At 61.4% G+C, this 26,085-nt stretch carries 20 protein-coding genes; 15 read left to right on the plus strand and 5 right to left on the minus strand.

All coding sequences use genetic code 11. The features are described from left to right. The first annotated feature begins 143 nt into the window (after nucleotides 1-143). The 8 genes from LOL23_RS13930 to LOL23_RS13965 all read left to right on the plus strand — a co-directional run bounded on the left by LOL23_RS13930 (nucleotide 144) and on the right by LOL23_RS13965 (nucleotide 10,387). A complete protein-coding gene (locus LOL23_RS13930; protein ID WP_160979006.1) occupies nucleotides 144-1,733 on the plus strand; it encodes an ABC transporter substrate-binding protein in 1,590 nt (529 codons plus the stop codon). A 230-nt stretch (nucleotides 1,734-1,963) separates the two neighbouring features. Then, nucleotides 1,964-3,553, plus strand: a complete 1,590-nt coding sequence (locus LOL23_RS13935) for an ABC transporter substrate-binding protein (RefSeq protein ID WP_237173754.1) — start codon at nucleotides 1,964-1,966, stop codon at nucleotides 3,551-3,553. A gap of 15 nt (nucleotides 3,554-3,568) precedes the next feature. Beyond that, nucleotides 3,569-4,537: an ABC transporter permease gene (locus LOL23_RS13940; protein ID WP_160979011.1), complete on the plus strand. Its 969-nt coding sequence runs from the start codon at nucleotides 3,569-3,571 to the stop codon at nucleotides 4,535-4,537. Then, a complete protein-coding gene (locus LOL23_RS13945; RefSeq protein WP_160979013.1) occupies nucleotides 4,534-5,481 on the plus strand; it encodes an ABC transporter permease in 948 nt (315 codons plus the stop codon). The genes LOL23_RS13940 and LOL23_RS13945 overlap by 4 nt, the downstream gene beginning before the upstream one ends. After that, nucleotides 5,478-6,506 (plus strand): ABC transporter ATP-binding protein, encoded by a 1,029-nt coding sequence (locus tag LOL23_RS13950; protein WP_160979015.1) that lies wholly within the window; start codon nucleotides 5,478-5,480, stop codon nucleotides 6,504-6,506. The genes LOL23_RS13945 and LOL23_RS13950 overlap by 4 nt, the downstream gene beginning before the upstream one ends. Further along, nucleotides 6,503-7,600 (plus strand): ABC transporter ATP-binding protein, encoded by a 1,098-nt coding sequence (locus tag LOL23_RS13955; protein ID WP_160979017.1) that lies wholly within the window; start codon nucleotides 6,503-6,505, stop codon nucleotides 7,598-7,600. The genes LOL23_RS13950 and LOL23_RS13955 overlap by 4 nt, the downstream gene beginning before the upstream one ends. Continuing rightward, on the plus strand, nucleotides 7,597-9,261 hold the full coding sequence (locus tag LOL23_RS13960; RefSeq protein WP_237173755.1) for an amidohydrolase: 1,665 nt from the start codon (nucleotides 7,597-7,599) through the stop codon (nucleotides 9,259-9,261). The genes LOL23_RS13955 and LOL23_RS13960 overlap by 4 nt, the downstream gene beginning before the upstream one ends. A 7-nt stretch (nucleotides 9,262-9,268) precedes the next feature. After that, a complete protein-coding gene (locus LOL23_RS13965) occupies nucleotides 9,269-10,387 on the plus strand; it encodes a CobW family GTP-binding protein (RefSeq protein WP_237173756.1) in 1,119 nt (372 codons plus the stop codon). 8 nt (nucleotides 10,388-10,395) lie between these two features. Here LOL23_RS13965 and LOL23_RS13970 read toward each other — a convergent pair whose 3' ends face one another. Next, on the minus strand, nucleotides 10,396-11,304 hold the full coding sequence (locus LOL23_RS13970) for a LysR family transcriptional regulator (RefSeq protein WP_237173757.1): 909 nt from the start codon (nucleotides 11,302-11,304) through the stop codon (nucleotides 10,396-10,398). A gap of 234 nt (nucleotides 11,305-11,538) precedes the next feature. On the opposite strand from LOL23_RS13970, the gene LOL23_RS13975 reads away from it, so the two are divergent. The 5 genes from LOL23_RS13975 (at nucleotide 11,539) to LOL23_RS13995 (ending at nucleotide 16,566) form a co-directional block, all read left to right on the plus strand. Then, entirely contained in the window at nucleotides 11,539-12,369 is an 831-nt protein-coding gene (locus tag LOL23_RS13975) for an alpha/beta hydrolase (protein ID WP_160979025.1), read from the plus strand. 103 nt (nucleotides 12,370-12,472) lie between these two features. Next, nucleotides 12,473-13,447, plus strand: a complete 975-nt coding sequence (locus LOL23_RS13980; RefSeq protein WP_237173758.1) for a Bug family tripartite tricarboxylate transporter substrate binding protein — start codon at nucleotides 12,473-12,475, stop codon at nucleotides 13,445-13,447. Between the two features lie 198 nt (nucleotides 13,448-13,645). Then, the gene (locus LOL23_RS13985) at nucleotides 13,646-14,926 is read left to right on the plus strand and encodes a 3-isopropylmalate dehydratase large subunit (RefSeq protein WP_160979029.1); all 1,281 of its coding nucleotides are present in this window, start codon (nucleotides 13,646-13,648) and stop codon (nucleotides 14,924-14,926) included. Continuing rightward, the gene (locus LOL23_RS13990; protein WP_237173759.1) at nucleotides 14,923-15,432 is read left to right on the plus strand and encodes a LeuD/DmdB family oxidoreductase small subunit; all 510 of its coding nucleotides are present in this window, start codon (nucleotides 14,923-14,925) and stop codon (nucleotides 15,430-15,432) included. Before LOL23_RS13985 ends, LOL23_RS13990 begins: the two co-directional genes overlap by 4 nt. A 255-nt stretch (nucleotides 15,433-15,687) precedes the next feature. After that, nucleotides 15,688-16,566, plus strand: a complete 879-nt coding sequence (locus tag LOL23_RS13995) for an isocitrate lyase/PEP mutase family protein (protein WP_160979033.1) — start codon at nucleotides 15,688-15,690, stop codon at nucleotides 16,564-16,566. On the opposite strand, the gene LOL23_RS14000 is transcribed toward LOL23_RS13995, so the two are convergent. The 3 genes from LOL23_RS14000 to LOL23_RS14010 form a co-directional block, all read right to left on the minus strand. Continuing rightward, nucleotides 16,545-17,321 carry a GntR family transcriptional regulator gene (locus tag LOL23_RS14000; RefSeq protein WP_160979035.1) on the minus strand — a complete coding sequence of 259 codons (777 nt, stop codon included), beginning with the start codon at nucleotides 17,319-17,321 and terminating at the stop codon, nucleotides 16,545-16,547. The genes LOL23_RS13995 and LOL23_RS14000 overlap by 22 nt on opposite strands. A 29-nt stretch (nucleotides 17,322-17,350) precedes the next feature. Next, nucleotides 17,351-18,286 carry a Bug family tripartite tricarboxylate transporter substrate binding protein gene (locus LOL23_RS14005; RefSeq protein WP_160979336.1) on the minus strand — a complete coding sequence of 312 codons (936 nt, stop codon included), beginning with the start codon at nucleotides 18,284-18,286 and terminating at the stop codon, nucleotides 17,351-17,353. A 175-nt stretch (nucleotides 18,287-18,461) separates the two neighbouring features. Then, the gene (locus LOL23_RS14010) at nucleotides 18,462-20,807 is read right to left on the minus strand and encodes a cytochrome P450/oxidoreductase (protein ID WP_237173761.1); all 2,346 of its coding nucleotides are present in this window, start codon (nucleotides 20,805-20,807) and stop codon (nucleotides 18,462-18,464) included. 234 nt (nucleotides 20,808-21,041) lie between these two features. Here LOL23_RS14010 and LOL23_RS14015 point away from each other — a divergent pair, with 234 nt between their 5' ends. Then, on the plus strand, nucleotides 21,042-21,845 hold the full coding sequence (locus LOL23_RS14015) for an IclR family transcriptional regulator (protein ID WP_160979039.1): 804 nt from the start codon (nucleotides 21,042-21,044) through the stop codon (nucleotides 21,843-21,845). A 265-nt stretch (nucleotides 21,846-22,110) separates the two neighbouring features. Next, nucleotides 22,111-23,091: a Bug family tripartite tricarboxylate transporter substrate binding protein gene (locus LOL23_RS14020; protein ID WP_160979041.1), complete on the plus strand. Its 981-nt coding sequence runs from the start codon at nucleotides 22,111-22,113 to the stop codon at nucleotides 23,089-23,091. Between the two features lie 119 nt (nucleotides 23,092-23,210). Here the strand turns inward: LOL23_RS14020 and LOL23_RS14025 are convergent, their stop codons facing one another. Further along, complete coding sequence (locus LOL23_RS14025) at nucleotides 23,211-26,066, minus strand: adenosylcobalamin-dependent ribonucleoside-diphosphate reductase (protein ID WP_160979043.1); 2,856 nt, start codon at nucleotides 26,064-26,066, stop codon at nucleotides 23,211-23,213. Nucleotides 26,067-26,085: the final 19 nt, after the last annotated feature.

Consider the following 26,085-nt stretch of genomic DNA (forward strand, 5'->3'; position numbering starts at 1 on the left):
AAGGCGGGGCCTGGACCTATTGAGGGCAAATTCTCCGATGCTAATGTCGTTCGCACACGCAAGGCGCCGCGTATCCCAAGCGGCAGGCGTCGTGTGGTGATGCTGATGAACTCGTTCATTCTATTTATTCAAAGAGGAGCAGCATGCATAGCACTCGGAAACTCTTATCGTTGGCTGCCGCTGTGGGGCTGGTGTATTCAATCAGTTCGGGGGTGGCGCTTGCGCAGTCACAGCCCAAACACGGCGGCACGCTTGTAATCGGCTCGTTCCAGGCGCCGCGGCATCTGAACGGCGCGGTGCAGTCGGGCATGGCCACGGCGCTGCCCAGCACCCAGTTGTTTGCCAGCCTGGTTCGCTTCGACGACAAGTGGAACCCACAGCCTTATCTGGCCGAATCCTGGAAGTGGTCCGAGGATGGCAAAGCGCTGACCGTCAATTTGCGCAAGGATGCGGTGTTCCACGACGGCAAGCCTGTCACCTCGGCTGACGTGGCGTTCTCCCTCATGGCCATCAAGGCCAATCACCCCTTCCAGACCATGCTTGCGCCTGTGGAGAAGGTGGAGACGCCTGATCCTTACACCGCGATCATCCGCTTGTCGCAGCCGCATCCGGCCTTGCTGGTGGCCCTGTCGCCAGCCCTGTCGCCCATCCTGCCCAAGCATATCTACGACGACGGCACCGATCTGAAGGCCAACCCCCGCAACTCCAAAAATGTGGTGGGGTCGGGGCCCTTCAAGCTCAAGGAATTCGTGCCCGGCAAAGAGGTGGTGCTGGAGCGTTTCGACAAGTTCTTCTTGAAAGGTAAACCTTACCTGGACCGTGTGGTGATCCAGATCAGCCAGGATCAGACGACGCTGCTCATCGGCCTGGAGCGCGGCGATCTGCAGATGCTGCCTTTCATGGGCGACCCGACGCAGTTGCGGCGCGCCAAGACGAACAAAGACATCGTCATGCTCGACAAGGGCTATGAGGGGATAGGCTCGGAAGGCTGGTTGGCATTGAATACAGCCAAGAAGCCGCTGGATGACAAGCGCGTGCGCCAGGCGATTGCCTACTCGCTGGACAAGAAGTTCATCATCAAGGCGCTGACGGCGGGCTTTGCCAAGCCGTCCAACGGCCCCATCATCAGCTCCAGCCCCTATGCCTCGGCCGATGTGCACATGTATGCGCAAAACCTCGAGAAAGCCAAGCAGTTGCTGGATGAGGCGGGCCTGAAGCCGGACGCCAATGGTGAGCGCTTCAAGATGACAATAGACGCCGCGCCGGGCTCTGAAGCGCTCGCGAAGAATTTGGCTGAATACGCACGGGCCCAGCTCAAGAAGATAGGCGTAACTGCAGAACTTCGCACCTCGGCGGATTTCCCGTCCTGGGCCAAACGCATCGCCAGCCATGATTTCGACATGACGACCGACACAGTCTGGAACTGGGGTGATCCGGTGATCGGGGTGCACCGCACCTACCTGTCGTCGAACATCCGTAATATCATCTGGACCAACACACAGTCGTACAAGAACGAGAAGGTGGACGAACTGCTGCACCAGGCTGGCGTGGAAAAAGACCTGGAAAAGCGCAAAGCGCTGTATGCTGAATTTCAGCGCATTGTGACTGAAGACGCTCCTATCATTTACATCGCGGAATCACCCTATCACACGCTGGTGTCCAAGAAAGTGGGCAATGCGCCGACCAGCATCTGGGGGCCGCTGTCACCACTGGATGACGTGTACCTGAAGTAAGTCAGGGTTAGCCCTGATCAAGGCCAGAGGGTGGATAGGCATTTACCCTCGTGTTTCCGACCGCGCCCCTGCGGGCGGTCGGATCTGGCCTCAATGAAAGGCGGTGCGTGGCCCTATGGATGTGACAGGGCCAATGCTACCTTCTTCCCTCCCTATTCGTCGGGGCATTGCGATTCAGCGTAAGCAATCTGCACAGGATGCCACCGTTTATTTTCAGCACGAGAGCAACTATGCGTAACATTCGAAAAATCTTCACATGTGCCGCGATGGCGGGCTTGTCGTCCGCCCTTGCGGTGAGCGCGGCCGTAGCTCAGGAACAGCCCAAGCACGGCGGCACGCTGGTGCTGGGCACTTATCAGGCGCCGCGCCACCTGAACGGTGCGGTGCAGTCGGGCATGGCCACGGCGCTGCCCAGCACCCAGTTGTTTGCCAGCCTGGTTCGCTTCGACGACAAGTGGAACCCACAGCCTTATCTGGCCGAATCCTGGAAGTGGTCCGAGGATGGCAAAGCGCTGACCGTCAATTTGCGCAAGGATGCGGTGTTCCACGACGGCAAGCCTGTCACCTCGGCTGACGTGGCGTTCTCCCTCATGGCCATCAAGGCCAATCACCCCTTCCAGACCATGCTTGCGCCTGTGGAGAAGGTGGAGACGCCTGATCCTTACACCGCGATCATCCGCTTGTCGCAGCCGCATCCGGCCTTGCTGGTGGCCCTGTCGCCAGCCCTGTCGCCCATCCTGCCCAAGCATATCTACGACGACGGCACCGATCTGAAGGCCAACCCCCGCAACTCCAAAAATGTGGTGGGGTCGGGGCCCTTCAAGCTCAAGGAATTCGTGCCCGGCAAAGAGGTGGTGCTGGAGCGTTTCGACAAGTTCTTCTTGAAAGGTAAACCTTACCTGGACCGTGTGGTGATCCAGATCAGCCAGGATCAGACGACGCTGCTCATCGGCCTGGAGCGCGGCGATCTGCAGATGCTGCCTTTCATGGGCGACCCGACGCAGTTGCGGCGCGCCAAGACGAACAAAGACATCGTCATGCTCGACAAGGGCTATGAGGGGATAGGCTCGGAAGGCTGGTTGGCATTGAATACAGCCAAGAAGCCGCTGGATGACAAGCGCGTGCGCCAGGCGATTGCCTACTCGCTGGACAAGAAGTTCATCATCAAGGCGCTGACGGCGGGCTTTGCCAAGCCGTCCAACGGCCCCATCATCAGCTCCAGCCCCTATGCCTCGGCCGATGTGCACATGTATGCGCAAAACCTCGAGAAAGCCAAGCAGTTGCTGGATGAGGCGGGCCTGAAGCCAAATGCCAATGGTGAGCGCTTCAAGATGACGATTGACATGCTGCCGGGCACGGACTCGCTGAGCAAGAACGTGGCCGAGTATGCGCGCACACAGCTCAAGAAGATAGGCGTAACTGCCGAACTTCGCACCTCGGCGGATTTCCCGTCCTGGGCCAAGACGATCGCCAATCATGATTTTGACATGTCCACTGATATTGTCTGGAACTGGGGTGATCCGGTGATCGGGGTGCATCGCACCTACCTGTCGTCGAACATCCGCAACATCGTCTGGACCAACACACAGTCGTACAAGAACGAGAAGGTGGACGAGCTACTGCACCAGGCTGGCATGGAAAAAGACCTGGAAAAGCGCAAAGCGCTGTATGCTGAATTTCAGCGCATTGTGACTGACGACGCGCCCATCATCTACATCGCCGAAATGCCTTACCACACGCTGGTAACCAAGAAAGTAGGCAATCCGCCGACCAGTATCTGGGGGCCGCTGTCGCCGCTGGATGATGTGTACCTGAAATAAACCGCGGGGCGACCGATGCTACAGTATTTGATCAAGAGGCTGACCTATGCGGTGATTCTGCTGCTGGCGGTCCTCACGCTGAATTTCCTGCTGATCCATATTTCACCGGGCGATCCCGTCGAGACGATTGCCGGCGCCATGGGCGGGATGACCGATGAACTGCGGCAGGAACTGACCCAGAAGTTTGGCCTGGACAAGCCCTTCATCGTCCAGCTTGGCATCTATCTCGGCAAAATCGCGCAGGGCGACCTGGGCCAGTCGTACTACTTCAACGCGTCGGTTGCGTCGCTGATCTGGGAGCGTGTGCCAGCCACCCTGTTGCTGGTGGTGGTGTCAGTGCTGCTGGCGTTCTTTATCGGCACGCTGCTCGGCTCGCTGGCCGCGCGGCGTCCCAACGGCATGCTGTCCCAAGTGGTCACGATGCTGTCCATCGTGGGCTATTCGGCCCCCGTGTTCTGGACCGGTATCGTGCTGATCATTCTGTTTGCCTCGGTATGGCCGATCTTTCCCGTATCGGACATGCGGACGGCGGGCATGGATGACGGCGGCTTGGCGGGCGTGCTGGACGTGCTTGAACATATGGTGCTACCAGCCTTCACTTTGGCGTTCGTCTATCTTGCGCAGTACAGCCGCTTGGCCCGTGCCAGCATGATGGAGGCCTTGTCGGCCGATTACATCCGCACCGCTCGCGCCAAGGGCCTGCCCGAAAGCGTAGTGCTGTACAAGCATGCCTTGCGCAATGCCGTGCTGCCGGTCGTCACGATGCTGGGCATGCAGTTCGGCAACGTGTTGGCTGGCGCCATTCTGGTCGAAACCGTCTTCAACTGGCCGGGTCTGGGCCGTCTGGCGTTCGATTCCGTGCTCCGTCGCGATTACCCAACGATGCTGGGCATTCTGTTCTTTGCGTCGATGATGGTCATCGTGATGAACCAGCTTACCGATCTTGCCTACCGGATCATTGACCCGAGGATCAAAACATCATGACACAACCTTCTACCCTTGCTGCGCGGGCGGACGATGGTGTCGTCAGCCCGGCGGCACCCGCGGGGCAACAGGCCGTGACGCCCACTGCACCCGCCAAGCCGCCCGGCCAGTGGCGCGAAGCGCTGCGGGTCTTCTGCCGCAACCCGTCGGCCGTGTTCGGCTTTTTTCTCCTGCTCACAATCGTCTGTATTACCGTGTTCGGCCCTATGCTCATGAACGTTGATCCGTTCGAGATGGTCGGGCCGCCCATGGAGGCACCGGGTTCGGAGTTCGGTCTGCTCGGTACAGACTACCTTGGGCGTGACCTGCTCACCGGGCTGGTATACGGCGGCCGCGCCACCCTGCTGGTAGGTGTGGTGGCAGCGTTCCTTTCCGTATTCATCGGCGTGGTTGTTGGCGCGCTGGCCGGCTACTACGGCGGCTGGGTGGACGAAGTGCTGATGCGCATCACAGAGTTCTTCCAGGTGCTGCCCACGCTGCTGTTTGCGATGGTGCTGGTAACGCTGTTCTCGCCGACGCTATGGACAATCTCGATTGCCATCGGTGTGGTCAGCTGGACCCATACTGCACGCCTCGCGCGCGGGGAGTTCCTTCGCCTGAAGCAGCTTGACTACATTCTCGCGGAGCGCGTCATTGGCGCTGGCAACGGGCGCATCATATGGCGCGTTATCCTGCCCAATGCAATGGCGCCACTCATTGTTTCCGCCACCCTGTCGATTGGCACGGCGATCCTGTTCGAAGCCGGCCTGTCCTTTCTCGGGCTCGGCGACCCCAACATGATGAGCTGGGGCCTGATGATCGGCAACAACCGGCCCTATATTTTGGTGGCCTGGTGGGCAGTTACGCTGCCGGGTGTGGCCATTTTCCTGACCGTACTTGCTGTGAGCCTGATCGGCGACGGCCTGAACGATGCCTTCAATCCACGTCTGCGGGAGCGCACATGAACGCACCAGCACATAGCGCAGAAGCGGCCAGTCTCTCGGACGCGGCGCCGCTGCTGGAAGTGAGCGGCCTGAGTGTCGAGATCAGTGGGCGGTCCGGCACCGCCTACATCCTGAACGACATCAGCTTCGAGGTCGGCCACGGTGAAACCGTGTGCCTGGTGGGTGAGTCGGGCTGCGGCAAAAGCATGACGGCGCTGGCCATCATGCGCCTTATTCCTGATCCGGGCCGCATCCATTCGGGCTCGGTGAAGCTGCGCGGCACCGATCTCGCCACGATCAGTCTGCAGCAAATGCGGCACATACGCGGCAACAAGATCTCAATGATCTTCCAGGAGCCCATGACCGCGCTTAATCCCGTCTACACCGTGGGCGACCAGATCAGCGAACCGCTGCGCCGGCATCAAGGCCTTAGCCGCGAAGCGGCGCGCGCCAAGACGCTGGAGATTCTGCAATCGGTGGGCATCCCCGCACCGGAGCGCCGAATCGACAACTACCCACATGAAATGTCGGGAGGCATGCGCCAGCGCGTGATGATTGCCATGGCGCTGGCCTGTGATCCGGATGTGCTGATTGCCGACGAGCCCACCACTGCGCTGGACGTTACGGTGCAGGCGCAGATTTTCGATTTGCTGCGTGAACAGCAGGCGCGGCGCGGTACTGCCATTATCATGATTACCCATGATATGGGCGCGGTATCCGAGATGTCGGATCGCGTCGTGGTGATGTACGGCGGGCGTGTGGTGGAGGAGGGCTTGACCAGCGAGATTCTCGCCGCGCCTCGCCACCCTTATACGCAGGGTTTGATTGCCTGTCTGCCCGAGTTGGACGAAAACCCGACTGATGAGCGACCGGATCTGCCCGAGATTCCGGGCGTCGTGCCGTCGGTATGGAATCGCGGCAACGGTTGTCCGTTCGCGGACCGTTGCAGCTACGTCATGGCGCACTGTCGCGAAGCCTTTCCGCCATCCTTCCAGACCGGTCCGACGCAGAAAGTCGCGTGCTGGCTTTATGGAGAGCAGTCATGAATCAGAACAATGCACACAGCGCGGCGGTGCTGGATGCGCCGGCGGCGTCGGCGGACACGCCACTGCTTTCGGTGCGCGACCTGAAGGTGCATTTCGATATTGGCCGTCGCCACGCTGGGGGCGGGCGCGATAAGGTTCATGCGGTTGATGGCGTAAGCTTCGACATCCCGCGCGGCCGCGCGCTGGCCATCGTGGGCGAGTCAGGGTCGGGCAAGACGACGACGGCGCTCTCCGTAATGCGGCTGGCGCCTGTCACGTCGGGCAAAGTCGTGTTCAACGGCGTGGACCTTACCACGATGGAAGGCGAGGCGCTGCGCCGCCAGCGCCGCAATTTTCAGTTGGTCTTCCAGGATCCCTATTCGTCATTGAATCCGCGCCAGCGCGCCGGCGAGATCGTGCGCATGCCGCTCATGCTGCTGGGTATGGGTACGCCCGCCGAGCAGCGTGACAAGGTCAGCGAGCTGTTTCGGCTTGTGGGCCTGCGCGACGACCAGCAAGTGCTGTTTCCGCACCAGTTCTCGGGTGGACAGCGCCAGCGCCTGAATATCGCGCGCGCCCTTGCTACGGATCCGCAACTGGTGGTGTGCGATGAGCCCGTCTCCGCGCTGGATATCGCCATTCGGGCACAGATCCTCAACCTGCTGCGGCGCATTCAGCGCGAACGCGGGCAGTCGTTCCTGTTCATCAGCCACGACATGGCGGTGGTCGAGCATATCTGCGACGATATTGCCGTGATGTACCTCGGGCAAATCGTGGAGCAGGCCTCGCGCAACACCTTTTTCTCGCGGCCGCTTCACCCTTACAGCGTGGCCTTGATGTCGGCAGTGCCGACAGTTACCGGCGGGCGCGAGAAGGCAGCCCGCCGCATCAAGCTCAGCGGGGATCCGCCCAGCCCGATCAACCCGCCCAAAGGGTGTCGTTTTGCGGGCCGCTGCCCGGCTGCGCAGCCGCTGTGCGAACAATCGCCGCCACTGTTGCGCGAAGTGGCACCCGGCCACAAGGTCGCTTGTCACCTCGTCAAGGTCGAGGGAAACCGTATCATTGCGCCGCTCGATGGGCGCATCACAACCGAGAATGGGGAGCAATTGGCATGAGTATCGAGGCAGGTCAGCAGGACGTCACCATTTACCGGGCACGCAAGATTCTGACGATGAATCCGGCGCAGCCCGAAGCCACGCACGTAGCGGTGCGCAACGGTCGTATTCTTGCGGTTGGCACGCAGGAGCAGGTGGGCGTCTGGGGTAGGGGGCGGCATGACGAGCGTTATGCTGACAAGGTGCTTATGCCCGGGCTGGTCGAAGGCCACTGTCACCTGCACGAAGGCGTTGTCTGGCTATATGTCTATGTGGGCTTCTACGACCGGCGCGGTCCGGACGGCAAGATCTGGCCGGGCCTGAAAACCATCGATGCGGTGGTGCAGCGGCTGACCGAAGCGCAGCGCGGCATGGAGCCGGGCAAGCATCTCGTGGCCTGGGGCTTTGACCCGATCTACTTTGGGTCGGCGCGGATGTCGGTTCAGGATCTGGACAAAGTATCGCGGGAGCGCGCCGTTGTTGTGATGCACGCCAGCATGCATCTGATGAACGCCAACAGCAAGGCGCTGCAAATGGCCGGCATTGATCGCGATACCGATATCGAAGGCATTTCGCGCTTTCCCAACGGCGAACCTACCGGCGAACTGTGCGAGTTCGCCGCCATGTTCCCGGTTACACGCATGATCGGCAACCCGTTCCGCATGCTCGGCCAAAGCGCCGAGTGCCTGACCATGTTCGGGCAGGTCGCGCAGGCGGCGGGGGTGACGACGGCAACCGACCTGGTCAATGAGTTGCATGATGACGGGATTGCATCGCTGGCCCGCATCACCAGCCGCGACGACTATCCACTGCGTATTGTGCCTGCGGCCTCAGGCATGTTGTTTGGCCGCGATGTGCAGGCATGCCTGGACAAGCTGGAGACGCTCAAACAGAGCAACCATGACAAGATGCAACTGGGCATCGTCAAGCTGGTGGTCGATGGCTCCATACAGGGCTTCACCGCGCGTGTGCTGTGGCCGGGCTACTACAACGGCGCGCCCAACGGCATCTGGGTCACGTCTCCCAACGATCTGCGCGACATTGTCGAGCAGTATCACCGCGCTGGCATTCAGCTGCACATCCACACCAATGGCGATGAAGCCACCGAGGTAACGCTGGACGCGATTGAGCGCGCGCTCACACTGCACCCGCGCTTCGATCATCGCCACACGCTGCAGCACTGTCAAATGGCCTCTCCGGCTCAGTTCCGCCGCATGGCCAAGCTGGGCATGTGCGCGAACCTGTTCGCCAATCACATCTTCTATTGGGGCGACGCGCATATGGAAATGACCATGGGCCCGGACCGCGCCAATCGCATGAATGCCTGTGCCACGGCCCAGCGCATGGGGGTGCCGTTCGCGGTGCACTCCGACGCGCCGATTACGCCTATCGGGCCGCTGTTCACTGCCTGGTGCGCAGTGAACCGGCGTACTGCGTCGGGCCGTGTGCTGGGTGAAAGCGAGCGCATCAGTGTTGCGGACGGCCTGCGGGCCATCACCCTGGGTGCGGCGTACACCCTCAGCATGGATGATCGCATCGGCTCGATCGAAATCGGCAAGTTCGCGGATTTCTGTGTGTTGGGCAGCGATCCGAGCACGGTCGAGCCCGAGGCGCTCAAAGATGTAGTTGTCGACGGCACTATGGTCGGCGGCCACGCATTTGAAGCGCCCGCCCGGCGCTGAGGTTGACATGGCGCGCATCCCTCTCGTTGTCTTGGGCGGCTTTCTGGGTGCCGGCAAAACCACACTGCTCAACCATGTGTTGACGCAGTCTGGTGGTGCCCGGGTGGCCGTGCTTGTCAACGATTTCGGCCCGATCAATGTCGATGCGGCGCTGATCGCCTCGCACGACGGCGATACGTTGAGCCTGACCAACGGTTGTATCTGTTGCTCGATGGGGTCGGGTCTTGAAGATGCGCTGATCAAGGTGCTGGGCCGCACGCCGGCGCCTGATCTCATCGTCATCGAGGCCAGCGGCGTATCCGATCCGGGGCGTATTGCCCAGGTCGGCCTGTCCGACCCCATGCTGCAGCTCGAAGCAGTGGTGGTTATGGTGGATGCGGCACAGGTTATCGAGCAGCTCGATGATCCGCTGATGGGCGACACGCTTGCCCGCCAGATCAGTGCGGCCAGCCTGCTGGTATTGAACAAGGCCGACTTGGTGGATGAGGACGGCATCGCGCGCGTTCGCGCGCGGCTTGATGCGCAGTTCGGCAGCCTGCCCTTGCTGCGAGCCAGTTTCGGCCGTGTGCCGCTGGCGCAACTGCTGCAGGCAGCGCAAAATGCGCGGGCTTCGGGCCCGGGCGAGCATGTGGGGCGCTGCGCGGGGCACGATCATGTGCATGACGAGCACTGCGGCCATGGCGCCGAACACCAGTTCTACGACGAGAGCCAGTCTGAAAACGGCGGCAGGCATGACCACGGGCACGCGCGTTTGCCCACCCTCGGCCAGAATGCCGCTGATACTGCCGCAGAGCCCGATCATCCTTTTGAGGGCGGGGTCTGGTCGGCACGAGGCATACTCGATGCCGATCGCCTGACGCACGCGCTCAAAAGCCTGCCGCGCGCCGTCATCCGTGTGAAAGGTTGGGTTGTCACCGACCGCCATGGCCCGGTCATGGTGCATCTGGCCGGCGGCAGAGTGCGTTTTGAACCCCTGCCCACGGGCGTACTTGAAACCCAGCGCGCCGGCGTGCTCGAAACGCCCGTCAACGAACTGGTCTACATCGGCCTCAGGGGATTGAACCCACGCGCAGCTGTCGACGCTGCGCTTGCGCCGCTTGTGGTAGGTGTGACGAACGGCGCCTGAGCTTACGGTTAAGGTTGGCGTTTAACGCGGCGCATCGGCTCGCGCACCGGCTCGCCCGCTTCGCGCATCAGCAGCTGCTCCATGATCTGCGCAGGCGGCGACAATGCCGCCTCGGCCAGTTTCATGATCCCCAGGCGGCGCTTGATGCGTGGCCTGACCAACGGCACGAAAGCCAGGTCGTCCCAGCCTGGCGGCACGCCCAGCCGCGCCAGCACCGTAACGCCCATATCGCGTGAAAGCATGGCCAGCATTGACATCATGTTCGATACATAGAAAGTCCGGCTCATCAGAAAGGCGGCAGCCTTGTGTGCCTCGAGTTGGCGATGGGCCACTGTGCCGATATGCGGCAATGACGCAATCTCCCGCCACGTTACGGACGGACGCCCGGCTAACGGATGGCTGCGGTGGCACACCAGACCGAACTCGTCTTCAAAGAGCGGGGCGAACGCCAGGCGGCGATCGCCGGTAACGACGCTGCACACGCCCAGGTCGACCTGGCCCTGCAGCACCATACGCTCCACACCTTCGGAGTTGTCGTCATAGATGTGCAGTCGCACGTCTGGATAGTCATGCCGGAAGATTTCAATGATTTGCGGCATCCAGTGCGTGGCAAAGGTGGCGACACTCGCCAGGCGGATCTGGCCGCGCTGGCTGTTTGCGAGGCTGGCCAAGGCGCCGTAGACGTCATCGGCATGGTCGACAAGCCGTCGCGCCGCATCCAGGCACGTACGCCCGTAGGGGGTGAGCGTAATGGGGTTGCCTCGTTCGAACAATTGCTGCCCCAGCTCTGATTCCATTTCCTTGATCGCGAGCGAGACCGCCGGCTGCGAACGGTGGGCGCGAACGGCGGCGGCCCGAAAGCTGCCGGTTTCGGCCACATACAGAAAACAACGGTATTGGTGTATGGAAAGCGACATGGAAGATTCGTGGCATGGTGCGCGACGCGCGACGGTCTTTACGTGGAAACCGATATGGAAAACTTATTAAGGGATATGTTTAATTAAATATTCTTATTTTTTCGAATAGCCTACCATAAGCGTTACCGAGTAGTCAGGCATATATGCGAAGCAGCGTGTAATCGTGCCCGACTCGCGGCAATTTTCATCCGCAGTCGCCAGGAGTCAGGCGGCTCGATTCATGTAAAACGCTCAATGCTTGAGTTTCAAAATTTCGATCGACGTTCCTACATAGATGCCGGTGGCTGCCGGCTGTTCATCGCCGAACCGCAAGATGCAAACGTGATGCAACCGGCGATCGTGCTGGTCCCCGGTGCCTACCACGGCGCCTGGTGCTACAGCCACTACCTGGACTTCTTCGAACAGCAGGCGGTCGATGCCTACGCGGTTGATTTGCCCGGACACGGCAGCCTGGCGGCGGGGTGCCGTTTGGATGTCGGTATCGATGCGCTTGGTCGCCATCTTGCTCAGGCGTGTGCGGCACTCGACCGTCGCGTCGTTCTGGTGGGCCACAGCATGGGCGCGCTGCCTGTCATGCTGGCTGCCGCACAGATTAGGCCCGCAGGCGTAGTGCTGCTGGCGCCATCGCCGCCGGGCAACTTGCCGGGTGCATTGGCCTTGCCGCCTGTGCCGGCCGACCGATTGCGCCCACCGCCCAGCGAGGCTGAGGTGCACAAGCGCTTTCTGGGCACCACGACGCCGGTCGACGCAAGTGAAGTGATGGCACGCATGCGAGGTGAAAGCCCCGCCGTATTGAATGATCGGTACCAGTTGCGTGTCGCTGTTGATGCGTCCGCCATCGATTGTCCTGGTGTCTGCATCGAAGCCGGCCGCGACTGCGCTGACCGTCATCCAGAAGGGCAGGATCGCGCAGTGGCCGAATTTCTGGGGTTGGAGTACCTGCTCTTGGCGGAACAGCCTCATTGCATGATGTATGGCTCGCACTGGCAGGAAAGCGCCGAGGTCCTGCTTGACTGGTATCGGCGAACCTTCTGTACGGATACCGCCAGTGCAGGCATGCCCTGAAACATCCCGCGTCTGGCTCGGCATGAAACCAGCGCGTATTTTGAACCAACATTCCATCCGGTCAATTGTGGAACCGGTGCGTGTCACACAATAGGAGACTCCCATGTATATTCATTCCATCCTCAAGTTCGGTGTCGGCACACTTGCCGTCGGCCTGTCTTTGGCGGTGTCGCCAGCGGTGGCGCAAGGCTGGCCGGCTAAGCCAGTGACGATTGTTGTGCCGTCGGCGGCCGGTGGTGCAGCCGATCTCACCGCCCGCACCTTCGCGCAGTTTCTGCAAGACAAGAAGGGCATGAATGTTGTGGTAGAAGACAAGCCAGGCGCCGGCGGCATTATCGGCACTACGGCCGTCAAGCAGGCTGCGCCCGATGGCTACACCTTCCTGCTGTCCACCAACTCCACACAATCCGCTAATCAATACCTCTATAAAAAGCTGCCTTATGACGCGGCCAAAGACTTCATCGATATCGGTATGCTCGGCAAGTTCGGCACCGTTGCGGTGGTGGCGCCCGACAGCCCGTTGAATACCCTCGATGCGCTGGTATCCAAGGCCAAGGCCGAACCCGAGAAGGTATTCTTTGGCTACTACAGTTCGTCATCGCGCGTGCCCCCTGAGTTGCTCAAGCAGTATGCTGACATTCGTGTCGAGGGTGCTGCCTACAAGAACATCACGCATATTCTCACCGATCTGCGCGGCGGCATGATTCAGTTTGCCTTCGTCGACTATCTGACCGCCAAGGCGCACATCGACAGCAAGTCGCTCAAGCCCATTGCTGTCACCGGCAATGCGGCTAATCCCGCCTGGCCTGACGTCAAGCCCACCAATGCCACCTATCCAGGTTTTGTGGTTGAGGGATGGTTGGGGATATCGGCGCCTGCCGGCACACCCTCGGATATCGTTGAGAAAATGAATGCCTACACGCGCGAAGCCGTTGCCGACGAAGCCACACGCGAAAAACTCGCGAACCTGGGCATGCAGCCCGAACGCATGGCGCTTGCGCAATTCCAGGCATTTGTGAAAGAAGATGTCCAGCGTTGGAAATCGTGGGTGGAAACGGCGAAGATCCCTGCGCAGTAACCGTAAGGCTTCCCTGCGCCGGCATATGCCGGCGCATCGCAAGTGCCTGTGTCCGCGGTTCGGTGTGTCTCAATGCCGAGCCGTGTTTTTTTTTGGGATCAAGTTGTATTGCTATAAATACATCTTTACAATAACGCCTGAGCTGACCCAAGCTGAGCGCGTAGGGCCGGCGCCGCTTGATTCGTTGCCAGAGAGCCCATGCAGAAGCAGACACTTGCCCAGAAGTTGATTGCCAGCGCCTGTCATCAGCCGCTGGTGCGGGAAGGCGACATCGTCACCTGCGATGTCGATCTCGCCATGTTCCACGATTCCAGCGGCCCGCGGCGCCTCCAGCCTATGCTCGAGTCGCTCGGGGCCGAGATCTGGGATCCCGCCCGTGTGGTTCTGGTCATGGACCATTTCGTGCCCGAAGAAGACGACGATTCGCGCCGCATCCTGCGCATCGCGCGCGAGTGGGCGCGAGAAAAAAGGCTGCCGCACGTGTACGACTCCATCGGCATCTGCCATGTCGTGCTGCCGCAGCAAGGGCATCTACGCCCCGGCATGTTCTGCGTGGGTGGCGATTCGCACTCGCCCACTGGCGGGGCGTTTGGCACCTACATGTTCGGTGTGGGCAGCACGGAGATGCTGGGCGTGGTCGTCACCGGCAAGATCTGGCTCAAGGTACCGCGCACCATCATGATGCACTGGTCGGGCCGCCTGCAAGCGGGCGTCACAGCCAAGGACATGATGCTGCGCATGATCGGCGAGTACGGCACGAACGGTGCCGCCTATGCCGCGGTTGAGTTTGCCGGCCCCGCCGTGCAGGCGTTGTCCATGCGTGAGCGGATGACGCTGTCCAACATGAGCGCCGAACTGGGTGCGCAGACTGGCTTGATCGCGCCTGACGGTGTGACTGCGGCCTGGTTGCGCGAGGCCGGCGTCGCCGACGCCAATGCGGACGACTACGCTCACTGGCGCACCGACGCTGGCGCACCGGTGGATCTGCGCAGCTTCGACGCCACTACGCTTGCGCCCATGGTCGCGCTCCCGCACAGCCCATCCAATGTTCTGCCTATCGGGCAGATCGGCCGCACACCCGTTCAAGTTGCCTATATTGGTGCCTGCACGGGTGCCAAGCTTGATGATTTGCGCGCGGCTGCGGCGGTCTTGAAAGGCCGGCGCGTGGATCCGGGCGTAACGCTCATGGTTGCGCCCGCGTCGGTGAAAGACCAACAGGAGGCCGAGCGCGAAGGCATCATGCGCACGCTCGTCGATGCCGGCGCCAAGGTATACGCCACATCCTGCGGCGCCTGTTCAGGCTACGGCAATGCACTCAAGGGCGCACACAATGTCGTGTCCAGTACTGCACGCAACTTCAAGGGGCGGATGGGGTCGGATAACACGCAGGTCTTCCTGGCATCGCCCTACACCGTGGCTGCGTCGGCACTCACCGGCTATATCGCGGATCCTCGCAACGTAATGGAGGACGAGGCATGACGACGCATCGCGTATGGCGGGTGGGCGAGAGTATCGATACCGACGCCCTGGCTCCGGGCGCATACATGAAATTCGATGTGGATCAGATCGCACGGCACTGCCTGGAAGGTCGCCACCCTGGCTTGGCGCAGCAAATCGCGCCGGGTGATGTACTGGTGGCGGGGCCTGATTTCGGCATTGGCTCGTCGCGCGAACAGGCGGTGGGCGTGCTGGTGGCGCTGGGCGTGCGGGCCGTGGTCGCACCGTCGTTCAGCGGCCTTTACTTTCGCAACGCCTTCAATCTCGGGCTTTTAGCTATTGTGTGCCCCGATGCGGACCAGATCGAGCAGGGTGAGCGTGTGCAGATCGATACTGCGGAATCAGTGATACGCGTGTATGCCGGCGACGCGCAAACGCCTCGGCTGATACTGGATTGCGAGCACCTGCCGCCGTTTCTTGTGGAGATGGCCGCGTCGGGCGGCCTGCTTGCGCAGCTCAGGCAGTCGCTGGCTGCGCGGCGTGTCTGACTGCGCTGCCTGCGTGCATCACGCCTGGTCGTGCAGCTCATGAAGTCGCCAGCACCTGTGAATGTGCCGCGTGCGTGTTCCGGGCCTGCCTGCATTCATTTGGCAAACAGCCTAGGTGATGAACGCACCGCGCATGTTGCAGGCCTTTACCTCCGCCGATTTGATCCTGAGCGTTTCTCACCCCATACCCATGGATGCAACGAACCTGCCGCCACGCGACGGCCTGCGCGATGATTTCTCACCCCATACCGAGGGATGCAATACATGAACATACTGAAGCAAAAGCTCAGCCAGGGCGTCGGCGTACTGGCGCCCGGTGTCTATGACAGCCTCTCCGCCCTCATCGCCGAGCAGGCCGGGTTCGACGCGATCTACCTGTCGGGTGCGTCGATCGCCTATTCGAGGCTGGGCCGGTCTGACGTGGGGTTGACCACGTACAGCGAGGTTGAACAGGTGCTGTCCCGCATCACTGATCGTACGCCACTGCCCGTCATCGTCGATGGCGATACAGGCTTTGGCAACGCGCTCAATGTCGTGCGCACCGTAAAAGGCCTGGAAAAGGCCGGCGCCGCGATGATACAGCTTGAAGACCAGTCTTTTCCCAAACGCTGCGGCCATCTGGCGGGAAAATTCGTCGTACCGGTAGAAGAAATGTGCGGCAAGTTGAAAGCAGCGCTGGACGCGCGCCGCAGCGAGGAAACGCTGATTCTGGCGCGTACTGATGCAGTCGCCGTTGAAGGGCTGCAGGCTGCGCTGGCGCGGGCCGAGGCGTACCTGGAATGCGGTGTGGACGCGCTCTTCATCGAAGCCCTCAGAACCGAACCCGATATGCGTGCGGCCTGCGCGCAGTTTGAGGGCAGGGCGCCATTGCTTGCCAATATGGTAGAGGGCGGGCAGACGCCGCTCAAGAGCGCGGCGGCGTTGCACGATATGGGCTTCGGCATTGTGATCTTTCCGGGCGGCGCGGCGCGGCGCGTGGCCCATGCACTGCAAGAGTACTATGCCTGCCTGCGCGCACACGGCACCACAGCGCCGCTCGCGCACGCCATGCTGGATTTCGACCAACTCAACGAGGTGATCGGCACGCCAGACTTGCTGGCGCTGGGCGAGCGCTATGGGCCTGGCGCGCTGTAGTCGGGCACCCACACGTCTTTGTTGCGAGTGCGTTTATTAGAAAGCACCATGCGGTATTCAAAGCGCTGCGGGTTGTAGGCGGCTACCAGCGCTTCTACCGGCCGGTTGGCCGTGTCGCGGGTAACGCGCCGGATACACAGTAGCGGCGCGGCGATCCCCACCCCTAGCGCTTTGGCGTGGTGTGCATCGGCCGCAATGGCCGTGAACGACTGTTCAGCAGCCCCGAGCTTGATACCCTGCTTCTTCAGGATGGCCTGCAGCGGCGCTGATTCCAGGTCGGCGCGCGTAAACCGGCGGCCGATCGCCTCGGGCACATATGTCACCAGGTACGAAAACGGCACGTCGCCATAGTAGCGAATGCGCACCGCCTTCTGTACCGTCTGTCCTTCGGGTAATTCCAGCTGTGTGCGTATGTGAAGCGAAGGCTGTTCGTAGCCGAACTCCAGCACCTGCACGCGCGTGCCAGCACCCATCTCGTTCAAATGGGCAACCAGCGTGTTGATGTCGGCCGATACGGGCTGCAGCCTGACGCCCTGCTCGACGGCGAACGTGCCCGCTCCCTGGCGGCGCTGCACCAGCCCTTCGCGCTGCAGCAGCTCGAGCGAACGCCGGATCGTCAAGCGCGACACGTCATAGCGCTCCGCCAGCGCGTTCTCGCCCGGCATTGCCCTCTCGGGCGGAAACTGCCCGTTTTCGATAGCCAGCTTCAGGAGCCGGTAGATTTTGTAGTAGCGAGGGGTTGGATTATCGATCATTGCATCGCCCCATTCGCACGAGCGTGGGGTCAGTCGGCCGTTACACCCGTGAATTCTACGACCTTTGCGTACCGTTTGATGTCCGCAGCCACGAAATCACGCAGTGCCTCGGGGGTGCTAGTGATCACCGTGCCGCCTTCGGGCTCGAACAGTTTCACAAAGTCCGCATGCTTGGCCCCTTCCACCGCTGCGTGGTTGATTTCCGCGACACGGTCGGGCGCCATGCCCGCCGGACCAAACATGGCAAACCAAGCCTTGGACGTGAAGCCATCCAGCGTCTTGCTGATCGGCGCCAGGCCGGGAAACTGCTTGATCGGTTCAGGGCTGGACACGCCCAGGAACTGTACCCGGTCCGAGCCAAGCAAAGGCATGACGTTCACCGCACTGGCGAACATCAGATCCACTTGCCCTCCGACTACGTCCTGCAGAGCGGGCGAGGTGCCTTTGTAGGGCACCGTCAAAGCTTTGATGCCTGCATCCATCTGGAAACTTGCCGTGGCCATATGCAGCGAAGAACCGATTCCACCAATGGCAAAGGAATAGGCGCCGGGATTCTTGCGCGCCAGGGCGATCAGCTCAGCCACATTGCGTGCGGGGAAATCCTTTCGAGCGATTAACACGCTGGGTACTTCCGCCAGCATGGTAATCGGTGTGAAATCCCGTTCCGGATCAAATGGCAGCTTCTTGTACAGGCTGGCGTTGACGGAGAAGCTGCTGAAGCTGATCAGCAGCGTATTGCCGTCCTTGGGCGCCTTGGCCACATACGCCGCCGCAATATTGCCGCCCGCGCCGGGCTTGTTCTCGACGATTACCGTCTGCTTCAGTATGTCCGACATCTCCTTGGCAATACCGCGCGCGACACGATCTGTCGTGCCGCCCGGCGAGGCACCCACGACCAGTGTGAGCACCGGACCGTCCGCCATGGCGGCGGGCAGCGGGGCAATACCCAGTGTTGCGGCGGCCATCAAAATGGCCAGCGGCCGCAGCAGTTGTCGGATTTTCAACATCAGATGTCTCCCTCTAGAACTCATTCCATAGTGGTGGATATACTCTTTTTTGAATTATATAAATGTATTGATAACAGTACAACTAGTGGCGAAAAAACACACTGGTTCTGGATGCCTTGGTCGTCCTGACGCCTTACAGATCCAGCACCAGCTTTCCCTTGCTCGCCCGCGAGCAGCACGCCATCATGCGTGTGTTCTCGCGTCTTTCGGCGGGGCTCAGGATGCTGTCGCGGTGATCGACGTCGCCGCACACGACACTTACCTCGCACGCGCCGCACAGGCCTTCTTCGCAATCGCTTTGCACGTCGATGTTCTTGGCGCGCAGTGCGTGCAGCAAGGTCTGGTCGGCGGGCACCGATACCGTGAAGCCAGAGTTTTTCAGCTCTATGTCGAAGGCGATTTCATTGGCGGGGTCGAGGGTGTCGGACACGCTGGCGAAGTGCTCGACATGCAGCCTGTCGTCGGGCCAGCCGCGCCGGGTGACGGCGGCTTGCAGCCCGTCCAGCATGCGGGTGGGGCCGCAAGCGTACACATGCACGTCGTCGCCGGCAGCCGCGAAGAGCGCATCGAAATCGTTGCGTAGCCCCTCCGCGCTCACGTAAATATGCAGCCGGTCGCCATGCAAGGCCCGCAGGGCATCCAGGAAGGGCAGCGCTGTTCGAGCGCGGCAACTGAAGTGGATCTCATAATCCATGCCGCAGGCCTGCGCGCGCTGGGCCATGGCCATGATGGGGGTAATGCCGATGCCGCCTGCCACGAAGATCACGCGGCCAGCGTGTGTTTCATCCAGGTGAAAGTGGTTGCGCGGCCCACGCACCCTAAGCTTGGCGCCGGGTGCGGCATGCTCGTGTATCCAGGCGGAGCCGCCGCGGCTGTCAGGGTCGCGCAGCACGGCCACTTCCCACGCGTGGCGTTCGTCCAGGCTGCCGCACAATGAGTATTGGCGCGACAGGCCTGTGTCGCCGCATTCAATGTCCAGATGCGCGCCTGGCGTCCATTGTGGCAGTGTTGCGCCAGAGCTTGCGCGCAGACGCAGCAGCAGTATGTCGTCGGCAACCAGCTTTGCGGACTCCACCTGCAGGTCCCGCACCACATGTTTGGCCAAGGGGGCGCCCAGCCTCACTTCGTGTGTTGACGCGCGGGCCGCTGGGTTGCTGCGCTCCGGGTTCTGGGCGGGATCCCATTCCACCACCAAGCTCTTGGGGCCGCGGAACGCCACATTGTGCACATAGCTATACGTTTGCTTGGCCAGGCGCATATGCGGCAGGCGCCGCGACAGTTCGCCGACAATGATTTGCATCTCCATGCGGCCAATGTTCTTGCCCAGGCATTGGTGAGCGCCAAAACCAAAAGTCAGATGCTCCACCGTGTTGTCGCGGCGGATATCGAAGAAATCCGGATCGCCGAAATGGCGGGGATCATGGTTAGCGGACGACACCACCAGTAGTAATCGCGACCCGGCGGGAATCTTCACCCCCTCGATCTCCACGTCGCGCGTGGCGCGGCGGCGCCAGGAGCCGATCGAGCCATTGTGACGCAGGCACTCTTCCATGGCGGGGGAAATCAGGCTTGGGTTGGCGCAGATATCGCGCCAGGCATCGGGGTGCTCCAGCAGCAGCCGGATCGCATTGGCAGAGGCAAACGACGTGGATTCGTGCGCGGCAACGATGATGGCCATCATCATCGAATGCAGATAAGAATCAGTGACAACGTCGGGGTAGAGTCTCTGCTGTCGAATGGAATAACGCATCCAGCCTGGCCCGTCCGGCGTGCGCTTCATCTTTGCCAGCACCTCGCCGGAAAACTGCCAGAATTGGCCCACAGTATGCGCCACGGTGTTTTGCTCCTCGGGCGTGGGACGGCCAAAGGCATTGACGGTATGCGCCATCGAAAACCGATGCATGGTCTCGCGATCGGCGTCGTCGTCGATGCCCAGAAAATGCAGCGCCACCGAAAACGGCACATCCCACAGCAGCTTCTTCATAAGGTCAACCCGGCCGTCGTCGATGAAGCCATCGATGGCCTGGGTGACCAGCCGCCGCACCATGGGCTCGTGCTCGCGCAGATGTTCCGGCGTAAATGGCTCCATCAAGACGCGACGGCGCGCCATATGTGCGGGTTCGTCTTCGTTGACCAGCGTACGGCTCATCCCATAGTTGTATTGCTTGAGGATGTTGGCCGCTTCAGGCGAGCGTTCGCCGAGCGGTTCAAGCACATTGGAGGGGCTGAATGTGATCGGGTCGCGGAAAATATCTTTGATCGCCTTGTAGCGCGTGACCACCCAGTAATCCAGCTTAGGGCTATAGAATACGGGCTGCTCCTCCCGCGCCCAGCGGACAAATTCCGATGGGTTCTCCATATAGGCGTCTTGAAACGGATCGAAGGCCGCCGCCATGTCGCCCACGGGGCACGCAGACGACGCGGCGTTGGGGGCTTGATGAAAAGGACAGGTTCCGGGAGCGGAAGCATGGGCTGTCATCGGTGTCTCCTGGGTATATGGTCTGTTTGGGCAGTGCGACTCTTCCGGCAGCGGTGGCCGAGCGATTGGCGGCGTCGATGACGCTTATGGCGCAGGCCGTGGCGTTTTTACGCCAGAATCCGGTCACAAATTTCTATTTGCGTAATCGTAACACGCGTTGCGTAATTATTTAAGTAAAAAGTTTTCCCTGGGGATATACTTGTGGCCTTCCAATCGAAGGCTCCGCACACATCCATGACCGCAAGCAAACCCGCCGCGCCCGCCCGAGACAGACGCCAGCGTGTCCAGTCCGCTTCCACAGGCATGGTGGTGCTCAAAGGCCTGGCCGCGCTGGGTGGGCGTGCAAGCCTGTCAGTGCTTGCCAAGCACGTGTCCGAGAACCCTGCCAAGGTACACCGCTATCTGATCAGCATGGTGGAAGAGGGCTTGGTGGATCAGGATCCGACTACGCTGCAGTACAGCTTGGGTGCCGGATCCATACAGATCGGCCTGGCCGCCATGCGGTTGGCGGATCCCATCCGGGTTGCCGAGCCCGCGTTGGTACGCCTTCGGCAGACGCTGGAGATGACCTGCTTCATTGCCGTCATGGGCAACAAAGGGCCAACCATCGTCCGCTTCGAAGAGCCTGGCCTGCCTGTCACGCTCAACGTGCGCGTAGGCTCTGTATTGTCGCTACTCTGGTCCGCCACGGGGCGGGCCTTCCTGGGTTACCTTGACGACACGCGCATCGAAGACATGGCGCGCGAAGAGCTCGCTCATGTTTCGGCTGAGCGGCGTGCCATGCTGGATCCGCGCGACCCCATCGGCAAGATCAAGCGCGATGTCCAGAAATCAGGCCTCGCCGTGGTTAAAAACACTAACCTGCAAGGCATCAGCGCCATTGCACTGCCAATTTTCGATTTTTCGGATCGAGTGGCCGCCGTGCTTACCGTGCTGGGCACTACGGGCAGCTTTGAAGCCTCAGCCAGTGGGCCTGTGGCCCAGGCCATGCGAAAAGAGGGCGAAGCCATCAGCGCTGCGTTGGGGCATGTAGCGTAGGCCGCCTGCCGCTGTCTACCGCTTGCCCAAGCCCCACGCCCCACGCCCTGAGCCCTGGCAAGCGCTGCGGGCAGGGCTCCGCACGCTCGCCGCAGCTCTCACCTAGGGTTTATGGGGATATATCCGAATTACGCAACGCGTATATATTTTACGCCTATACATTCGAGGCAAAATACGCACAGCCCAAGGCCGCCGATCCAGGCCCATCCGCAAGGCGCTACACCGGTTCGGCACCTTTTTTCGATCATCCCGCTCAAGAGGAAACATGAGACACTTCAAGAAACTGGCCTCCATCGCTCTGATGAGCCTGCCGTTCGCATTCATCACCGCACCGGGCCATGCCGCCTATCCCGACAAGCCGGTGCGGTGGCTGGTGCCTTATGCGGCTGGTGGTGGTTCTGACTTCCTGGCTCGCACCATCGGCAACGCACTTTCGCCGCTCATCGGCCAGCCTGTCGTCGTGGAAAACAAACCGGGCGGCAACACCGCCATCGCCGCCAGCGAAACCGCCCGCGCCGCACCCGATGGCTACACCGTCCTGTCGGCAGACAACGGCACCTTGGTCTTCAATCCGGCCCTGTACAAAAAGCTCAGCTACGACCCCGCCAAAGATTTGGCGCCCGTCACCCTGCTTGGGCGTTTTCCCATGATCCTGGTGGCCAGCCCACAGTCAGGCATCAGCAGCGTCAAAGACCTCGTTGATCGCGCCAAGGCAAATGAGCAGGGCGTGAGCTACGCATCCGCTGGCGCGGGCAGCCCCCACCACCTGGCCATGGAATTGCTCAAGTCGGAACTCGGCCTCAGCCGTATGGTTCACATCCCCTATCGCGGCGCCAATCCCTCGCTGGTCGATGTGGCGGGCGGCCAAGTGCCCGTGATGATGGTGGACTTGGCCGCGGGCGCGGGCTTTCTTAAGGACGGCAGAGTCAAGCCCATCGCCGTTGCCAACCCCGAACGCCTGCCCCAGCTTCCCGATGTGCCTACTTTTGCTGAACTGGGCTACAAGAACATCGTCGCTGCCGCCCACGTCGGCATGGTCGTACCGGCCGGCACGCCCCAGGACACCATCGACGTACTCAACAAAAAAGTCGTCACCGCTCTTAACGAGCCAGCCACCCGTCAGAAACTGATCGACTTCGGCATCCAGCCTGTGGGCAACACGCCGGCGCAGTACAGCGAACTGCTGAAGGCTGACACGGCGAAGTGGCAGGCGCTGATCCGTGAATTGAAGATTACGCTGGATTGACGGCGCACAGGCCTTGCCGCTTTGTGCGTGCAAGGGCCTGCGTGGTGGATGCGCCCGGCAACACAAGGGCGCCAGACGCGCAGACGGGCAAACCCACCTTGCCCGTCTGCGCAACACCTTTACCCGCAGGCCCCGATCGCCCCACACACCGTGCAGAACTCGCAGCCATCTTTCTTGATCACTGCCAGGTTGCCGCATTCCACGCAGCGCTTGCCCGCCATGCGCGGCGCTTCGAGCGAAGTGTGGTGGTCGGGCTCGTCGGCTACCACGCCCATGGCGTTGATGGGCACGCCATCTTCGGTCAGGATGCCTAGCATGGCATAACGGTGGATGACCAGCCGCGCAACATAGGCAACCGTCGAGGGGTAGTTGGCCTGTTTCTCGCTGCCCGGCACACGGGCCAGGAAGTCGCCGCGCGGTTCGGCATAGTTCAGCAGTTTGCGCAGCTTCATGGCGATCCAGGCGGGGTCGATGACGCGCATGTCGAGGCTGAGCAGCTTGCACAGGCCGTCCAGTGCGGCGGGGTGGGCGCCGGTAAGCCACATGCTGTAAGGGCGGCGGCTGCCGTCAGGCATCTGCAGCTCTTTCAGCATCAGTACAAAGTCGTCATCGGTGGCCGGGTTGCGTACGTCGGCCACCCAGGCCAGCGTTCCGTCGGTGCCGGTCTTGGGTTCGCGTGGCGCGAACAGCGCATTCAGTACGGGTGCGGGGTCGTCGTCGCGCTGCGCCAGTGCACCTAGGTCGTTATAGCGCCACTCAAGCAGGCGGGCCAGGGCGGCAGTGGCACTGGGTACGGTAACCGGCCGCCCGTCGGGCGGCATAGGCATCTGGAAGCTGTCACCGTAGTCCCGGGCCAGCATGGACAGTTTCTTGTGCAGCCAGCCACGGTCGTTGGCCCGCATATCGGCCGATAGTGTCTTGGCGATGGCATCCAGGCCGCGCGGCGGCTGGCCGCCAAGCACCCAGATTTCGAAGGGGACTTTGTCTTTGTCGGCGACGGCGATGGCAAACTCGCCTTGCGGGGTATGGATGGTTTCGCTGACCCAACCCGACGCACCCGCGGGCAAGGCGGGGCGAGACGGCCAGCGTAGCGATGCCAGCGGTGGGGACTTGGCTACTTCGGTCAGTACCATGCGCTTGTCTTGTTCAGAGAGCGTGATCGGTGCGGGTGTGCTGGGGGAGGAAGTTTCTTCGGCCACCGACAGCACCGCGCCCAGGATTGCATTGGGCCGATATGTGGTGATGCCTTTAAGCCCCTTGTGCCATGCCTGGGTGTAAAGATCCTTGAAGTCTTCGTAGGGGTAGTCGGCCGGTACGTTGACGGTTTTGGAAATGGCCGCGTCTACATAGGGCGCAACAGCCGCCACCATCAGCATATGGTCGAGCGCGGAAATATCCAGCGCAGATACGAAGGCGGGTGGTAGATGCGCGGTATCACCGCCCATGGCGCGATAGACGCGGTAGGCGTGGTCTTCGACGGTGTAGTCTTTTTTGCTGCCATCGGCCATGCGCTTGGTGCGCTTGTACGTCCAGGAAAACGGCGGTTCGATGCCATTGGAGGCGTTGTCGGCGAAAGCGAGTGAAATCGTGCCCGTGGGCGCGATGGACGTGAGGTGTGAGTTGCGCAGACCATGCGTGCGGATGTCGGCCTTGACGGCATCAGGCAGGCGCGAGGCAAAGCCTGATTCCAGATACTTGTCGGCATCGAACAACGGGAACGCGCCGCGCTCGCGCGCCAGGCCGATTGAGCTTTCGTAGGCTGCGTCGCGCAGCGCGCGCGCCATGTCGCCCGCCAGCGCCCGCCCTTCGTCCGAGTCGTAGCGCAGGCCCAGCATGATGAGCGCATCGCCCAGCCCGGTAAAACCCAAGCCCAGGCGGCGTTTCGCTTCGGCTTCGCGGCGCTGTTCGTCCAACGGCCAATTGGTGACGGTGAGCACATTGTCGAGCATGCGTACAGCCAGCTTGGCGACCTCGGCCATACGGTCGAAGTCGAACGCGGCCTTGTCGGTGAATGGATCGCGTACATAAGCGGCCAGGTTCAGGCTGCCCAGACAACAGCAGCCATAATCGGGCAGTGGCTGTTCGCCACAGGGGTTGGTGGCTTCGATGGTTTCGCAATAGGCCAGGTTGTTTTCTTCGTTGATACGGTCGATGTACAGCACCCCAGGCTCCGCCGCCGCGTAGGTGCTTTGCATGATGAGATCCCACACCTCACGGGCGCGCACGGTTTTGTAGACCCACAGGCCGTCATCGCGCAGATAGGCGCCCTGTTCTTTGAGCAGGGCGTTGGGTTCGACGGCGTGCACCAGCTCGAAATCAGTGTCTGCCTCTACGGCGCGCATGAAAGCGTCTGTGACGCCCACTGACACGTTGAAGTTGTTGAGCTGGCCGCGCTCTTGCTTGGCGGTGATGAAATCGGTGATGTCGGGGTGGGTAATGTTGAGCACCCCCATCTGGGCGCCGCGCCGGGCGCCGGCCGACTCGACCGTTTCGCACGAGCGGTCGAATACGCGCATATACGAAATGGGGCCGGATGCGCTGCTGCCCGTACCTTTGACCAGCGCGCCCCTGGGCCGGATCGCGGAGAAGTTGTAGCCCACGCCACCGCCGCGCCGCATGGTTTCGGCAGCCTGTGCCAAGGCGGTATAGATGCCCGGCTTGCCGCCTTCGGCTTCGGTGATGGAGTCGCCCACTGGCTGCACGAAACAGTTGATCAGTGTACTGTGCAGCTGGGTGCCGGCGGCGCTGTTGACGCGCCCGGCGGGAATGAAGCCGTGCCGCATCGCCCACAGAAAGGCTTCGGCGTATTTTTTGCGAAGTTTCGGAGGCTCTGCCTGAGCGAGCGCATCGGCGACCCGCGTATGTACTTCGTCGATCGAGGTTTCGCCGCCTTTGGCGTACTTTTCGACCAGGACTTCAATGGAAATATCTTGAGGCTGCGCCAGAAGGACGGCGACGTGTTCGAGCTGTTGCATAGCGGTTCCTGTGGCCCGG

The organism is Paracandidimonas lactea (genome assembly GCF_021653995.1).
GTDB lineage: Bacteria > Pseudomonadota > Gammaproteobacteria > Burkholderiales > Burkholderiaceae_B > Allopusillimonas > Allopusillimonas lactea.